This window comes from Peribacillus frigoritolerans (genome assembly GCF_040250305.1).
In the GTDB taxonomy this organism is placed as follows: Bacteria; Bacillota; Bacilli; order Bacillales; family DSM-1321; genus Peribacillus.
Genome location: NZ_CP158190.1, coordinates 3,838,659 through 3,854,594, shown reverse-complemented (window position 1 = coordinate 3,854,594; position 15,936 = coordinate 3,838,659). Strand labels below are relative to the sequence as shown.

Annotated in this window: 12 protein-coding genes; 11 read left to right on the top strand and 1 reads right to left on the bottom strand. The window is 34.8% G+C overall.

Translation table 11 applies throughout. The annotated features are described in order from the left end of the window. Positions 1 to 40 precede the first annotated feature (40 nt). The 8 genes from ABOA58_RS18885 (at position 41) to ABOA58_RS18850 (ending at position 11,999) form a co-directional block, all read left to right on the top strand. On the top strand, positions 41 to 1,372 hold the full coding sequence (locus tag ABOA58_RS18885) for a UDP-glucose dehydrogenase family protein (RefSeq protein ID WP_350299565.1): 1,332 nt from the start codon (positions 41 to 43) through the stop codon (positions 1,370 to 1,372). Positions 1,373 to 1,747: 375 nt separating this feature from the next. After that, positions 1,748 to 2,830, top strand: a complete 1,083-nt coding sequence (locus tag ABOA58_RS18880) for a glycosyltransferase family 4 protein (protein WP_350299564.1) — start codon at positions 1,748 to 1,750, stop codon at positions 2,828 to 2,830. Further along, positions 2,827 to 3,981, top strand: a complete 1,155-nt coding sequence (locus tag ABOA58_RS18875; RefSeq protein ID WP_350299563.1) for a glycosyltransferase family 4 protein — start codon at positions 2,827 to 2,829, stop codon at positions 3,979 to 3,981. The genes ABOA58_RS18880 and ABOA58_RS18875 overlap by 4 nt, the downstream gene beginning before the upstream one ends. Before the next feature lies 1 nt (position 3,982). Continuing rightward, positions 3,983 to 5,362: a sugar phosphate nucleotidyltransferase gene (locus tag ABOA58_RS18870; protein ID WP_350299562.1), complete on the top strand. Its 1,380-nt coding sequence runs from the start codon at positions 3,983 to 3,985 to the stop codon at positions 5,360 to 5,362. Positions 5,363 to 6,172: 810 nt separating this feature from the next. After that, entirely contained in the window at positions 6,173 to 7,474 is a 1,302-nt protein-coding gene (locus ABOA58_RS18865) for a cellulase family glycosylhydrolase (RefSeq protein ID WP_350299561.1), read from the top strand. Between the two features lie 834 nt (positions 7,475 to 8,308). Beyond that, positions 8,309 to 9,670 (top strand): O-antigen ligase family protein, encoded by a 1,362-nt coding sequence (locus ABOA58_RS18860; RefSeq protein WP_350299560.1) that lies wholly within the window; start codon positions 8,309 to 8,311, stop codon positions 9,668 to 9,670. A 434-nt stretch (positions 9,671 to 10,104) separates the two neighbouring features. Further along, positions 10,105 to 11,055 carry a mannose-6-phosphate isomerase, class I gene (gene manA, locus ABOA58_RS18855; protein WP_350299559.1) on the top strand — a complete coding sequence of 317 codons (951 nt, stop codon included), beginning with the start codon at positions 10,105 to 10,107 and terminating at the stop codon, positions 11,053 to 11,055. Between the two features lie 455 nt (positions 11,056 to 11,510). Beyond that, complete coding sequence (locus ABOA58_RS18850) at positions 11,511 to 11,999, top strand: VanZ family protein (RefSeq protein WP_350299558.1); 489 nt, start codon at positions 11,511 to 11,513, stop codon at positions 11,997 to 11,999. Between the two features lie 806 nt (positions 12,000 to 12,805). Here ABOA58_RS18850 and ABOA58_RS18845 read toward each other — a convergent pair. Continuing rightward, positions 12,806 to 13,735: a polyisoprenyl-teichoic acid--peptidoglycan teichoic acid transferase TagU gene (locus tag ABOA58_RS18845; protein WP_048681289.1), complete on the bottom strand. Its 930-nt coding sequence runs from the start codon at positions 13,733 to 13,735 to the stop codon at positions 12,806 to 12,808. A gap of 155 nt (positions 13,736 to 13,890) precedes the next feature. Between ABOA58_RS18845 and ABOA58_RS18840 the strand changes: the two genes are divergently transcribed. From ABOA58_RS18840 to ABOA58_RS18830, 3 genes are read left to right on the top strand one after another with little or no spacing between them, the layout of a single operon-like run. Continuing rightward, a complete protein-coding gene (locus tag ABOA58_RS18840; protein ID WP_350299557.1) occupies positions 13,891 to 14,676 on the top strand; it encodes a hypothetical protein in 786 nt (261 codons plus the stop codon). A gap of 3 nt (positions 14,677 to 14,679) precedes the next feature. Then, entirely contained in the window at positions 14,680 to 15,057 is a 378-nt protein-coding gene (locus ABOA58_RS18835) for a GntR family transcriptional regulator (protein ID WP_350299556.1), read from the top strand. Then, the gene (locus tag ABOA58_RS18830) at positions 15,054 to 15,746 is read left to right on the top strand and encodes an ABC transporter ATP-binding protein (RefSeq protein ID WP_350299555.1); all 693 of its coding nucleotides are present in this window, start codon (positions 15,054 to 15,056) and stop codon (positions 15,744 to 15,746) included. Before ABOA58_RS18835 ends, ABOA58_RS18830 begins: the two co-directional genes overlap by 4 nt. The last annotated feature ends 190 nt before the right edge of the window (positions 15,747 to 15,936 follow it).

The window sequence follows — 15,936 nt, the reverse complement described above, 5'->3', positions numbered from 1 at the left end:
AGTATTGAAAAACTTTTTATTAATAAAGGAGAGAGCTGATATGAGCAAAATCGCTGTAGTTGGTACAGGATATGTTGGTTTGGTTACTGGTGTTGCTTTGTCTGAAGTTGGACATTGTGTAACGTGCGTGGACATAGATAAAAATAAAGTAGAAAAGATGAATATGGGAATTACCCCCATCTATGAGCCTGGTCTAGGTGAAATGATGAAAACTAATATTGAGAAGGATAATCTTACGTTTACTACGGATTATCAACAGGCTTTTCAAGGAGCTGTCGCTATTTATATTGCGGTGGGTACTCCAGAAAATGCAGATGGATCGGCAAACCTGAAATATATTGAACAGGCAACTAAAACCATTGCAAAGTATGCACCTACCAACACTATTGTCGTTGTTAAGAGCACAGTTCCCGTGGGAACAAATCATAAAGTCCAAGCCATTATTGATGAAGTAGTAGGTGAAGAAAAACAGGTCAAAGTAGTATCTAATCCTGAGTTTTTGAGAGAGGGTTCTGCACTTCATGATGCATTTCATGGAGATCGAATTGTCATCGGGGCTGATGATTCAGCTGCTGCTGACGTTCTAGAAAAGATAAATCAACCATTTGGTATTCCTATACTTAAAACAGACATTAGAAGTGCAGAAATGATAAAGTATGCATCAAACGCCTTCTTAGCAACTAAAATAAGTTTTATCAACGAAATTGCAAACATTTGTGAAAAGGTTGATGCAGATATCGAAGAAGTAGGAAAAGGTATGGGGCTTGATCAGCGTATAGGTACTATGTTTCTAAATGCAGGAATTGGTTATGGGGGATCATGTTTTCCGAAAGATACAAAAGCTTTGTCTAAAATTGCTTCTTATGTTGAACTTGATTTTCATTTGTTGAAGTCGGTAATTGAGGTGAATGCCAAGCAGCAGAGAAAACTTATTTCCCTAGCAAATGAACGCTTTGGTTCATTAAAAGGAAAAAAGGTCGCTATATTAGGTTTAAGTTTCAAACCAAACACTGATGATATGAGGGAAGCTCCCTCTATTGTGATAGCAAGAGAACTAGTAGAATTAGGAGCACTTGTAAAAGCATATGATCCGATAGCTATAAATAATGCAAAAGAATGGTTACCAAATTGTATAGAATATGTTCAAACCAAAGAAGAGGCTTTGGCAGAAGCGGATTGTGTTTTTATATTAACAGAATGGGATGAATTTAAAGATATGTCTTTAAGCTTGTTCAGTGAAAAGATGAAGCAACCGATTGTTTTTGATGGACGTAATTGCTTTCCGCTTGAAAGGGTAGAGGATTATTCCATGGAATATTACTCTATTGGACGAAGAAAAGTATTATGTTTAAAAGCTGACTCAAACAGATAAATTGTGACTGGGAGGAGAGACTCTCACATATTTTTGCTTCGTGTATTCGTTGTGAAAAATATAAATATTAAGATGAAAAGATTCTGTCTATATTGTTTTTATTTCTAATGTAAATATAAAGAATCAATCAAGATTCCATTCTTAATTAAATTGCACCGAAGTGTTGCTTCTTAAACCGGATATTAAGTTTACTAGCAATCGAAAGTAGGATGTTTTTTGCTATTAGTTTTTCGGAGATTTGGTGTGAAGTATTTCTCTTCTACTTAAGCAAGAATTTATTATCAATATCACTAATCTTAATTTGCTCAGTATTAACGACAATTTTTAATCATAAAAGTTATTTGATTATCTTAAAGACAAAGAAAAGGGGTTCTTATGTTCAAGATATTAGTTGATGCGAGGATGATTAGGTCTTCAGGGATAGGTGTTTATATAAATAATTTACTTCAAATTATTCTAGGGGATAACAGAAACTATCAATTCTCTTTATTAGGAGCAAAAGAAGACTTAAATCATTTTTCAAATTTTCGTAATGTATCGATTATAGATTGTAATGTTTCCATTTATTCTATTAAAGAGCAGATTGAGTTAATAAAAGTAATATCAACAGGATATGACTTAGTATGGTCACCTCATTACAATATTCCAATTTTTACGTCTGCAAACACAAAGTTATTAGTAACAATACACGATATTTTTCATTTAAAGCATGACATTAATCAGAATAGTATTTCCAAGAAACTTTATGCTAATTTTATGTTTCGCTCTTTAAGTAAAAAAGCAGATAAAATAATTTGTGTTTCTAAGTTTACTAAGAATGAATTAATGAAAAAAGTTAATGTGAAAAGCACCTCTAAAATTGAAGTAATATATAATGGGGTAGATTCAGAGTGGTTTAAACAATCCAGAAAAAAAAGAGAGCCTTATATTATTTACGTGGGAAATGTGAAACCACATAAAAACTTAACAAACTTAATATCCGCCTTTAAATTAGTTTATAACGATATTCCTCATAATCTAATAATAATAGGGAAAAAAGAAGGGTTTATTACCTCAGATAATTTTGTTATTGAATCAGCTGCAGAGTTAGGAAATAGAGTGGTCTTTACTGGTTACTTAGAAGATAACGAAATGAGACAAATGGTTTCAGATGCAGACTTTATGGTATATCCTTCGATTTATGAAGGCTTTGGACTGCCACCTTTGGAAGCAATGGCATGTGGTTGTCCAGTTATCGCATCAGAAATAGCATCAATACCAGAGGTATGTGGTGACAATGTCGAATATATAAATCCATTTGACATTAAAGACATAGCTAATAAATTAGTTTTCTTGGCAAATAATTCTCAAAGAAAACTAGAGCTATCTAATAAAGGGCTTGCACATTCAAGAGGATTTAATTGGAAGCAATCATCTGAAGATACTCTTAAAGTCATAAGAGAGGTGTTGGAACAATGAGAGTAGCGATAATACAGGATTGGCTCGTTACTTATGCAGGAGCAGAAAAAGTTTTAGAAGAGATTTTGAAAATTTATCCTAATGCGGATCTCTTTAGTCTCGTTGATTATATACCAAGTGATCAAAGAGACTTTATTTTAAATAAAAAGGTAAATACATCCTTCATACAGAAACTCCCTATGGCCAAAAAAAAATATAGAAGTTATTTACCCTTAATGCCTCTAGCTATTGAGCAATTAGATGTCTCCAAGTATGATGTAGTCATCTCTAGTTCACATGCTGTAGCTAAAGGAGTTATTACTGGTCCAGATCAACTGCATATTTCATATGTTCATTCACCAATTCGATATGCATGGGATTTACAGCATCAATATCTTAAAGAAGCTGGTTTAAATAAAGGGTTAAAAGGTATGTTAGCAAAATATATTTTACATAAAATTCGAAATTGGGATTATCGTACATCAAACGGAGTGGATTACTTTTTGTCTAATTCGGATTTTATTGGTGATCGTATTTGGAAAGTTTATAGACGGAAAGCACAAACTATTTATCCACCTGTTGATGTTTTAGCCTTCAATTTAGGAGGGGAAAAAGAAGACTTTTATTTAACAGCTTCCAGGATGGTTCCATATAAAAAGATTAATATCATTGTTGAGGCATTTAGTAAAATGCCAGATAAAAAATTAGTTGTGATTGGTGATGGACCAGACTATGAAAAGATTAAAGCTAAAGCAACTTCTAATGTAGAATTGCTTGGTTACCAGTCTTTAGAAGTGCTTAAAGATTTTATGCAACGAGCTAAAGCCTTTGTATTTGCAGCAGAAGAAGATTTTGGGATTACACCAGTTGAAGCACAAGCATGTGGGACGCCTGTTATTGCTTACGGAAAAGGTGGGGCTTTAGAAACCGTAAATGGACTTGGTCGAAGTGAACATCCAACGGGGTTATTCTTTTTAGAGCAAACCCCTTCTGCTATAGTAAAAGCAGTTGAAGAATATGAAGAAGTTGGTCATTTAATCTCTTCTAATGTTTGTCGTGAAAATTCATTGCGATTTTCTCCAGAACGTTTTAGAAAAGAATTTCGTGATTTTGTAGAAGAAAAAATAACTGAGAAACAAAAATCTGACTTAGAAAAAGTTGAGGCGAAATAAAATGAAGTTAGTATTATTATCTGGTGGATCAGGAAAGCGATTGTGGCCACTTTCAAATGATTCTCGTTCAAAACAATTTTTGAAAGTGTTAGAAGATAAAGAACAAAATTTACAATCTATGGTACAGCGTGTTTGGAACCAAATTAGTAAAGTTGGTCTAGCAGACTCAACTGTTATTGCAACGGGAAAATCGCAAGTAGATGCGATTAAAAGCCAGCTTAATAATCAAGCTGGCTTAATTATTGAACCTTGTCGAAGAGATACTTTTCCTGCAATTGCATTAGCTGCATCTTACATTTATAGTTTTCAAGGTGCTAACCTAAGTGAAGTAGTAGCTATTTTACCTGTGGATCCTTATGTAGATAATGAATTCTTCGATAGAATAAAAGATTTAGAACAAGTTGTACAAGATAGCTATGCTCAAATTGCTTTAATAGGTGTAAATCCTACATATCCATCATCTAAATATGGATACATTGTACCTACTAATGAAGAAAATAGTAATGAATATAGTAAAGTAAGTCGTTTCACAGAGAAACCATCTGAAGATAAAGCAGTAACCCTAATTGAAGAAGGTGCATTGTGGAATTGTGGTGTTTTTGCATTTAAATTAGGCTACGTTATTTCAATTCTAGAAGAAAAAGGGCTACCAACTGAATATGATGAGTTATTAAAACAATATGAGAAACTTCCGAATATTAGTTTTGACTATGAGGTTGTTGAAAAGACAGAAAACATTGTAGTTCTTCCTTATGATGGCTATTGGAAAGACTTAGGGACATGGAATACTCTAACCGAAGAAATGGCAACAAGCCAAATTGGTAAAGGTGTTATTAGTCAAGATAGTGAAAATGTTCACTTAATTAATGAATTAGATGTTCCAATCACGGTACTAGGTGTTTCTAATTTAATTGTTGCAGCTAGTCCAGACGGAATTTTAGTTTCTGATAAAGAAGCTAGCCCACGTATTAAAGAGATGATTGGCGAATTTGATAATCGCCCTATGTATGAAGAACGCCGTTGGGGCTGGTATAGAGTATTAGATTATACGAAGTTTGAAAAAGGTAAAGAAGTTTTGACAAAACGCATTGGCGTAAATGCAGGTAAAAACTTAAGCTATCAATTACACGATTATCGCGATGAAGTATGGACAATAATTAAAGGTGATGGAGAATTTATTTTAAATGATGAGCTTCGTAAAGTGAAACCTGGTGATGTACTTTTGATCCAATCTGGAGATAAACATGCTATTAAAGCGACAACTGATTTAGAAATCATTGAAGTTCAAACAGGATCACAATTAATTGAAGAGGATATTGTTCGTATATTTATGACTTGGGAAGAAATCGTAGAGCATGTGTTAAGTGTAAAAAAAGCATAATTATATTAAGAAAGAGCATAGAAGGCTAACCCAATATTTGAGATAATAAAACACCTTCGGAAATAGTGTGAATTAATAAAAGCACTTAAATCGGAGGTGGTTTTAGTATTGGAAAAACGTATATTCAAGGGAAACAATGGCCAGTCGTGAAAGAAAAATGAGCGTGAAAAAAGGACAAAAGAGGTAAAGGAAAAAACGGGATTTAGCATAAATTGAAATTGAGGTCTGTATGAGATAGTTAGTGCTAACAATACTCACGGTTTAGTTTAATTCAACAGAATACTTACCAATACAATATTCTTAGAATTCAAAGTGAATCTAAGCTCAAAATTTCATTTGAAAATGAAGAATGAATTTTGGTAAAGTTCATGGAATTGCAAGTGGTGGAGAAAATCCGATGAAAATATACCTAAAAGCCATATTACCTCTCTTGTAGCATGATTGAACTGTTTCGCAGGTTAACAAAAGCTGTTAAAGAAGTACGGTCGCACAGAAGAGGTCATTATTCTTCTTTGAAAGAAAACAAAAATCCGCTATGTACATCGTAAAATCAATGAAGTGATGTAGTAAGAATACGTCATGTACTTGAATCAGAACCATTTGGTATGAATGGGACAATAAGTACACGTTGGAAATCTATAAGGTATATATTGGAAAATTTAAGGGTGTTAATATCTTTTATAGTCTCATCACATTAGAAGATCATATATAATTGAAATATTCGAATGAATGGTCTTTTGAAGTTGCTGAAAAAATTGATTTAATCCAAAAAACGAAAATAATGAATAAACAAAAGGATGAGGTGAAAAAATGCAAAAAAGCAATTATTTTAAGTTCAACAAAAGAAATGTGTTTATAATAATTACATTGCTACTTTTAGTTAATCTTTTATGCTTTAAAATTGTAGAACAGAAAAAAGATAAAGATAAAGATAAGAATAAAAATAAATTTTCTCGCACAATTCCTAATGGCTTTGGTGTTAATACTCACCTTACAGGAAATTCAATAGATATAAATTTAATAAAAGATGCTGGTTTTAAAGTAGTAAGGCAAGATATTACATGGGAGAGTATAGAAAAAGAGCCAGGAGTATTTGATTTTGAGGATAGAGGATACGATGAATTAACTAATGCATTAGTTAGCAATAACATACGGCCATACTATATTTTGAATTACAGCAATCGATTATATGAGGAAAACAAATCAATTGTAACAAAGAAAGGACAAGATGCCTTTGTTAGGTATGTAAGCGAAGTAACATCAAGATACAAGGATAAAGAAATAATTTGGGAAATCTGGAATGAACCTAATGGGAGTTTTTGGGAGCCTAAACCTAACATTAAAGAATATTCTTCTCTATTGAAAAGAGTTTCAAAGACTATAAAAGAGAATGATCCAAGTGGAGTTGTAGTGGCTCCAGCCTTGGCAAGATTAGAGGGTGAGTCTCTACTATGGTTAGAAGAAATATTTAAAAAAGGAATACTAGATTATATCGATGCTTTGTCTGTTCATCCCTACAGAACACAAAATCCAGAAACCGTTGCTAATGATTATAAAAATCTGAGAAATATGATGAGTATATATACCGATAGAGATATACCTATATTTTCAGGTGAATGGGGATACCCAACAGTTGAGTGGTTGGATGGACTTAATTTAAATGAAGATTCTCAAGCAAATTATTTGGTTAGGATGTTTCTAATTAATCTACTATCCGATATTCCTATAAGCATTTGGTATGACTGGAAAAATGATGGTACTGATCCTCGTAATGGAGAACATCATTTTGGATTAAGACAAAATGATTCCAAAGTTCCTAAAAAATCATATATGGCTATTAATACTATGAATTATATTTTAAATGGCTTTAATTTAAATAAAAGAATTGAAATAGGTAATCCAAATGATTACATTCTAATTTTTACAAATAAAAAGAATGAAAAAACAATTGTCTTTTGGACTTCAGAAAATACACACCGTGTAGATACTCCGTTCAATTTTAATAAAGGCCGAATATTTTCATTATACGGTGAGGAAATTGGAAAAGTACAGGGTGGGGCTTCAATAAATTTAGAGTTAACTAATAGCCCAAAGTATATAATTATAAGATGATTTTCAAAAACATACTACTCTTATATAAAGGGATTATAAGTATAAAAAAACTGTCCTCGATGATTAGAGTAATAAAATGCAAGTCAATGAAAATTTCTAATAGATACAATGATGATAATGCTATACTTTTAGGTACAAGATGTTCTTTATGGGAGAAATTAAGTGGAAGAAATGTAGTTAAAAGAGAAAGTTTACTCGAATTAACAATCTATAAAAAATAGTTGAAATAAGATATTTCTAGAATTGAAATGGTAGCCCTTTGAATCTCTTTATTTGTGCCAAAATATATAAAAAAAACGGTTTGAAATTCTTCACTTTATAAAGTTGGAGTGGTTAATGCATTGCAATTTTTTTCGATTAGAGTTCTTACTATAAGGAGGTCAAAAAACTCAGGATTTGATTGTAAAATATAATAAATACATAAATAAAGAACAAGTAAATCTCTTTACATCAATGCTTAAGTCTATTCGGAAACAATTCAGATAAGTAAATCTCTCATGTAATATAACACAGTTTTATCTTTTACTTTGAACAAAAGATTAGATCAACGACGCCCTTGTTAACTCTTTTTTAGGAGAACAAATATATTACGTGAAAATTTTTGGCATAGTAATTGCTTGGTTTTCAGATGTAATGAGTTTTAGATTGAAAAAAATATGATTAATTTACCGCTAGAGACTAATTAACCGTGAGACTATTAGATATAAGATAGCTAATCGCAGAATATAAGTTTATTTAAATGATTATGTTTTACAAAGTTTGAAGCTACTAATATTCCTGATTTAATTTTATGGTAGAATAGAACTATATAAACTTGAAAGGTGTAAAAATTTCATGGTCAATAAGATAGGTTTAAGCAACTATAGAGAAATAATACTATGCATAATTGGCTTATTGTACGCAATAGGAGCATCTGTGTATCATCCAATTATTTTAGTGTCATTGGTCTTTCTAGTTTATTTTTTTGTGAATCAAAAACTATTGTATTTATATACTATTCCATTTTTTTGTTTGTATTTAATTTTCATCCCGTTTGGTAGTGCTAACTTTAATGTATGCTATGCCCTTTTGGTCTTTTTGGGTTGTCTTTCTTTTATTTTTTCTTTTAAAACTCATATAAAACAAAAGGCAACATGGATTTTCATTTTATATTTTTTAGGTATAAGTGCTGGGTTACTATACGCTCCTGATATACGGTTAGGAATACATCTAACTCTTTTGAATTTCATTGCATTTATGACTATACTTGTAGGGCAGCAAATAGCGAACAATTACTCGGTGGAAATAATATTAAAAAATATCATCCTATTAGGTTTGCCTATTGGTGTTCTAAATGTAATTTTTTTGCTTCTTCCAGACTTAGAAATTAGTTTCTTGCAAAGCTCTTTAGCTAGTTTATTTATAGATTCTGGTGCTTTATCGGTTTTGTTTGGAGAAGGTTATAACAACATATTAGACCCAAGGAAAGCAGGTACCTTTTTTGTGAATACAAATGTAGCCGCAGTATTTTTTGGGATGTTATTTTGGACTTCAATATCTTTAAGGCTTAAGAGTACAAGAAGGTATTATAATGTTATAATCATTATTTACTTTTTGGCTTTAATCAGTACAAATTCACGAGCTGGAATAGGTGCTATCGCTTTCACTATTTTAATATTAATACTAATAAACATTAAAAAGAAGAAAACTTGGGTTAGAATTATATTGCTAAGTTTTCCTGTTTTACTATTAGGCATTATTTTTGCTAACACCGGTCTTTTTAGTAATGTTGTCGATAGATTAAGCATAAATGCAATACAATCTGACCCTAGAATGGAGATATGGAGATTTGCATTATCACACATTCATCCAATTTTTGGATTGGGTTATGGTGGGTGGGAACAAATATCATTTCAAATGGGCGAAAGTTTGAGTAAACTACCTCCACATAATAATTTTCTAATAGTTTGGTCTTGGAGTGGGATTTTGGGTGTTTTTTCACTAGCGTTACTCATGTTTGGAGTGTTATTCATATCTGTGAAAAGGTATGTTAATACAAAAAATCCAATCTATATAGCTTTAATTGGTTCCTATGCTACTGTGTTATTTCAGGGGATGTTTGATAACTATTTTCTTCATAATTATAGAATTTCCACACTACTTTTTATGATTACAGGGTTAATCCTTTTTACAAAAAACAAGGAAAAGAAGCCTTGAATTGTGGTGTTTTAATTGTTTATGGTTCACGCAATAAGTCACTGAAATGAAGTAGCAAAAACTGTTGGTGAGTACTGAATTCTAGTGCATTAATTTGAGGTAATGCATTCAATATCTATCCTTTCATCTGTATTAACTCTTTAGGTTTAGTTATAATTTCCCTTACGAGGTAAGAGAAAAATATATAAGCAGTTTTTATACTAATCAACGTCTTAGCAAAGAAAACAGAAAGTAAAGTGTGGTAAAGCTAATAAAAAGCAATCCTGTTAAGCCAATTTTTATGATTGTGGTTCCAGAAAATGTTGAAGGAGACGAATATTTTCGTAACTTTTCTGCTTAGCGACAATGGATGACTGCTTTTTAGACAGACTGGTAGCCATCAGTCTTCCTTTTTCGAATTACCCAGATTTTAACAGAATAGGAGAAGTGAAACCATGTCGATTTTAAAACTTAAACCGATCTTTCAAGAAAGAATTTGGGGAGGCCGTAAGTTGGAGACAGACTTTTTCTATCAAATCCCTGATGGACTAATAGGTGAATGTTGGGGAATATCTGCACATCAACACGGAGATAGCATCATAGAAGAGGGGGAATTTACCGGTAAACATCTATCTGAACTATGGCGTGATCATCGGGACAGGCTATTTGGAAACTACGAAATGGATGCATTTCCACTGCTTGTTAAGATACTCGATGCTAACGATGATTTATCCGTTCAAGTTCATCCAAATGATCAACAAGCATTTGACCTGGAAGGTGAGTCTTACGGAAAAACTGAATGTTGGTATGTACTTGATGCAGAGCCAAATGCAGAAATAATTCTTGGCCACAAAGCTCAAACAAAAGAAGAAATGAAAAGCCTGACTTCAGAAGGGAAATGGGACGAGCTCCTCCAAAGACAACCCGTAAAGCGAGGCGATTTCATTTTCGTGAAAAGTGGTAAAGTACATGCAATCGGGAAGGGCATAGTGATTTTAGAAACCCAACAATCATCGGACACAACTTATCGTGTATACGACTATGACAGAGTCGACTCTATAGGGAAAAAGCGAGAACTTCATCTTGAAAAGGCACTTCAGGTAACAACTGTTCCTGATTCGCCAGATCCCATTAACACGGTAAAAGAAATAGTAATCAGTGGTGAAAAAACGCTACTTATTGAAGTCCCTGATTTCACCGTGATTCATCATAAAATTTCAGGATCTAATTATCAAGTAGTAATACGTGATTCCTTTCAACTACTAAGTATAATTGAAGGGAGCGGAAGGATCCTTACCGATAGTGATATGTTTGAGGTGAAAAAAGGTGATCACTTTATTATTACACGTGAAGTGAAGGAACTAGTCGCATCAGGTAAAATGGAATTGATAACAAGTTATGTCTAAAAAACGCCACTTGAGGTCTAGTACTTCATACTTTCTTGGCAAACAATAAAAGTTATTTTAACCAACATACCCACAATAATCCTTTTAGGAATCATTTAGCCAGAAAGGTTTCTATATGATAATTGCCTATATAGAAGCCCTTTAGACGATATTAATGAAAGAGGAAGTACTTTGGCCATACTTTTTACTCTTAAATCAATCGGCCTGAAAGAACCGATACCGATGACTGATAAATTCTTGTTGTCGGAATCGACACTCTCTTTAATTATTTGCACTTGTTCTTTCCAATCACATAATGGCGCTCAATTTTATTGGAGTGGAAATTTAAAATGGACTTTTTGATATAATAAAAGGCACTTTTACAATAGGGGAGTCTAATCAGGATCTTATTGTAAGTGAAATTATGGAACAATATAAAAAGAACTAAGAGGTAAAAGGGAAGGGTTTATCAAAATATGAAAAGTAAATACATATTCCCCATCCTTCTCATTTCATGGGCGATGCTGATCTTCTTTTTTTCCTCGCAGACGTATGAGGAGCAAAGCGTTACCCCTTTTTTGGCGCAGTTCAATACGCCGTATTGGTATGATAAGCTAAGTGGCATATCATTCATGTATGGAGGGGTTGAGGTTAGTGCCCATACTGCTGGAGTGAGTGGTTTTGTGGAGTTTTTCATTCGGAAGGGTGCCCATCTTTTTATCTTTTTTGTGTTTGGTTTATTGACTTTGGGTGTTTGGCGAAGTTTTGTAAGGAATCCTATTCTTTCGTTTTCAGGGGCTCTGATATGTGTCCTTTTTTATGCGAGTGCAGATGAATTGCATCAGAAAATAACCGGTGGCCGTACCCCTTTATGGCAGGATGTCATGCTGGACACGTTTGGCGGTTTGCTTGGAATCTTCTGTTTTCTTTTCATTTATCGAAGGAGAAGGCGTAATCGGATCTGAAGTACTTATTTTCAATACATTTAATTAAGGAGCATGTCTGCATCATGCTTCTTTTTTGTCGTTTATGAATGCTACGCTATGTGGGTGGCTTGTATGATTTTTCATTTACCGAGCGATTTTACAATATGGAAGTATAGGCCTTTCAGTATGATTTGTAGGCCGATACTAAGAAAGTGAAGAACTGGATTCTGGATAGGGTTGGAGGGCAGCATAAAGCGGCCTATGAAATTCCAGTTACACAGGTCTTCAATTCTCGCATTGGGGTGTTTATATGGAACAAGATAGCTATATTATCAAAGAAAAAGGCGAATGCTGTTTGTAATGGGATTATCGGTTTAAATAGATTCCTCTCCTTTTTCAGGCTCGAGTTCGTTTTATTGAAAAGGGAGAGGCGTTGCTCTCATGTATTGCCGAAAAGAGCCACTTCTCATGAAACATATTTCATTCTTGATCGATCACTGATGGCTTTCAGAATAAACATTTTGTCCTGTTTGCTTAGCATAGCCCAGCTGCCTGCTTTGATTTTCATATAAATCCACTCCTTTTGTTTAGGATTATTTATTATAGTTGATGAATGACGGTTGATGGAATTCTGGGTCCAGTGAATGATAGTGTCAAGTGATTATAGGGGCAAGGGGAAGATGGAATTGTCAGCTCATATTAGATTATACCGTCTTTTAGTGCCTAATAAACAACAAAAATTCCAACAAATCTCTACAATTGGAGTTCGTTTTTTGTCAGAATATTGGACGGGGAAAATGAAAAAGCTGTCGGGATGCGGGTCCGGACAGCTCTTTCATTTTTTCTTATTTGATGGATAATTGTTCTTTTAATTCGGATTGGACCTTTTCTTTTTCTTCATCCGACACGATATTATAGTAGACTCCGTCGATTTTCGTTCCATTTCCTGGAATGGTTGCTTGTGTTATGCTTTTGCTAGCATCTCTGTAGTTCTTTTGGATGTCCATCATGTCATCAAACGTTAAATTCGTCTGGATATTTTTACTTAATGCATCGAAGACATCATCGTATTTCGTCAGTGATGAAAGGCTAGCGCCTTCCTTGATGACAGCCTCGATGATGGAACGTTGTCTGGATTGACGGCCATAATCACCATTCGGATCATCATATCTCATTCGTGAATATTTAAGCGCATCTTCTCCATTTAGATTAATGCTTCCCTTTGCAAAATGGACGCCTTCATAAGTGAAGTCCAAATCGTTTTGCACGGTCACGCCGCCGACTGCGTCCACGATATCCTTAAAGCCTTCCATATTGATCTTCATATAATAGTCGATTGGGATATCAAGAAAGTTTTCAACGGTATCCATGGACATTTTTGCGCCGCCGAAGGCAAATGCATGGTTGATTTTATCCTGTGTACCATGACCGACGATTTCGGTCCGTGTATCACGCGGAATGCTTAGCATTTTGACCGATTTCTTTTGTGGATTGACTGTCAAGACGATCATAGTATCTGAACGGCCTTTGTCGCCATCACGTTCATCGACACCGAGCATGAGCATCGAGAATGGCTCCTGATCTGATAGTGCGAGGTCCTTAGTTCGTTTATCTGTAGTACGGTCTATTGGTGTATGCATCGTATCAACAGTTTTAGTCAGTGAATTCCATACCGAGTAGGCAAAAGCTCCCCCTGCTAATATAAAAAGTAGGACAATTATCCCGACTACCTTCAGCCATGTCCGTTTCTTTTTCTTCTTCTTTTCATGTCTCATATTTTACTTCCTTCCTCTTTTTGTAACCACTTAATCTATTATATTTAATTTCTTAATAAAATAATAGTATATTTTGCTATTTTATAATACCTTTGACATATTTTGGTGTAACTGTGTACTATGTAACTAGAACAATTCTTAAGGGGTTGGAAAAATTGAATTCATTTAAAGGTTTAGTGCTAAAGGAGTGGTTGATTGGGAAATCCACACTTTTGTGGTTGTTGGTTGCGCAAGTTGGATTTGTGTTTATTTCTTTTTTAGTATCCAGGTATTGGGAAGTTGCAGGTATTTTTTATATGTCTACCTGGGTAATTATGATCTTGCAACCATTTATTATGTTCTCTTTGATTTTTGGATGTTTGAATTATGAAGGGAAGACGCAATTGTGGATTTACAATCCCCAGTCTGCAGCGATGTTGCTTGGAAGTAAATTATTGTCATGTGTACTATTTCAGGTGATTTCCATTTTATTTGCCTGCTGTTTAGTTTTTGTGGCTTTTAGGGTACCAACTAGTTATTTCCAGCAAGACTTTCAGCTGGAAAATATGGAGTTGATAGGCCTGTTACAGGTATGCGGGGTTATGACGGCGGTTAGTATTGTCATAGCTGTGCTTATGATGTTTTTATGGGTAGTGTATCATGCACTCGCAAGGATTCAACTTATTAAAAATATTCGTTGGCTGTTAGTGTTTCTTCTGTTTATAGGAACGGTTTTATTGAAAAATTGGGTTGGCCAGACAATGCTATATCAGAAACTGGATGATATATGGGCTGTACCAGCTTTTAGCGGTTCGTCGTTTAGCTTGTCTCAATCCAAATTGGAGTTTTATTTAGAAGGCGGGGGAAATATTTCGCTTTTGACAAGCGGGTTGGATGTTATTGGATTAGTGATAATGTTCCTTGCTTCATGTTGGCTGCTGGATCGAAAGATTGAGGTGTAAAGGATGCCAGAGGATTTTCATGCTTCAAAACCGATTTATTTACAGGTTGCCGATCGAATTTGTTATTCAATTGTACGGGGTGAGATAAAGAGTGGGGATAAGTTGCCATCGGTCCGCGAAATGGCTGTCGAAATGGGTGTCAATCCGAATACGATACAGCGTACTTATACCGAAATTGAGAGGGATGGAATTGTGGAGACGAGAAGGGGGCAAGGTACATTCGTGAAAAATGATCCGGCGCTGATTGCTTCACTGCGTACCCGGATCCGAACGGAAGTTATTGAGGCATTCGTTGAGAACATGAAAGAAATTGGCTTGTCGAGAGAAGAAATGCTGACAGCGGTACAGCAGTTTTTGAAGAAGCAGGGGGATGCGGAATGACGGTTGAACTGCATGATGTATCGAAAAAGTATGGAAGCGTTGCTGCCCTTGATGGTGTATCACTCACATTTGAAGTGGGGAAGATTTATGGGGTGTTAGGAGCCAATGGAAGCGGTAAGTCAACATTGCTCAAACTGATTGCGGGTCTCGCGAAACCGGATCATGGTGAGGTGACGGTCGCTGGGATGCCGGTATGCAGGAGGACAGCTTCTGTTGTTTCTTATCTGACAGAGCTTGATTTTTTCTATCCCAATTTTACGGCAGGTCAGTATATTGATTTTCATGCTTCGCAGTTTGGTGATTTTAATCGGGATAAGGCAATTGAAATGCTGGAAACCATGAAATTGGATGTCCGGAAGAAGGTCCGTACGATGTCGAAAGGTAATCGGGGAAGGCTTAAATTAGTGCTAGCCCTTTCTCGGGAGGCACCGGTCGTATTATTGGATGAACCATTCTCAGGGTTGGACGTTATGGTCAGGGATTCGATTGTCCGGAGCTTGCTATCTTCTATCGATTTTGAAAGGCAAATGGTTATCATGGCGACTCATGAAATTGAGGAAGTCGAAAACATCCTCGATGAGGTAATCGTAATCAAGGATGGAAAGGCCATTGGAAAGGAAGAAGCCGAAGATCTCCGCGAAAAAGGTGGGAAATCGGTAATCGGGTGGCTAAAGGAAAAACATAGGTAAATGTCATGCTCCAAATTTCATTTGGAGTTTTTTTCAGTTAAGGAGGGTGGTGCTTAGTGAAAGTTGAGAATGAAGGAATTGTCCATCCTAACTTGAAAAACGCAGGCAAGCTGCATATGACCGTGACAAAATCCGGGCAAAGGAAAGCCATTTCATTCTATATAGAGATTTGTTGATGTAACTCCGGAAA

Bases quoted from the DNA above. Each gene is read 5' to 3' on its own strand.
- ABOA58_RS18885 (WP_350299565.1), top strand. From the start codon at position 41: ATGAGCAAAATCGCTGTAGTTGGTACAGGATATGTTGGTTTGGTTACT.
- ABOA58_RS18880 (WP_350299564.1), top strand. From the start codon at position 1,748: ATGTTCAAGATATTAGTTGATGCGAGGATGATTAGGTCTTCAGGGATA.
- ABOA58_RS18875 (WP_350299563.1), top strand. From the start codon at position 2,827: ATGAGAGTAGCGATAATACAGGATTGGCTCGTTACTTATGCAGGAGCA.
- ABOA58_RS18870 (WP_350299562.1), top strand. From the start codon at position 3,983: ATGAAGTTAGTATTATTATCTGGTGGATCAGGAAAGCGATTGTGGCCA.
- ABOA58_RS18865 (WP_350299561.1), top strand. From the start codon at position 6,173: ATGCAAAAAAGCAATTATTTTAAGTTCAACAAAAGAAATGTGTTTATA.
- ABOA58_RS18860 (WP_350299560.1), top strand. From the start codon at position 8,309: ATGGTCAATAAGATAGGTTTAAGCAACTATAGAGAAATAATACTATGC.
- manA (WP_350299559.1), top strand. From the start codon at position 10,105: ATGTCGATTTTAAAACTTAAACCGATCTTTCAAGAAAGAATTTGGGGA.
- ABOA58_RS18850 (WP_350299558.1), top strand. From the start codon at position 11,511: ATGAAAAGTAAATACATATTCCCCATCCTTCTCATTTCATGGGCGATG.
- ABOA58_RS18845 (WP_048681289.1), bottom strand. From the start codon at position 13,735: ATGAGACATGAAAAGAAGAAGAAAAAGAAACGGACATGGCTGAAGGTA.
- ABOA58_RS18835 (WP_350299556.1), top strand. From the start codon at position 14,680: ATGCCAGAGGATTTTCATGCTTCAAAACCGATTTATTTACAGGTTGCC.
- ABOA58_RS18830 (WP_350299555.1), top strand. From the start codon at position 15,054: ATGACGGTTGAACTGCATGATGTATCGAAAAAGTATGGAAGCGTTGCT.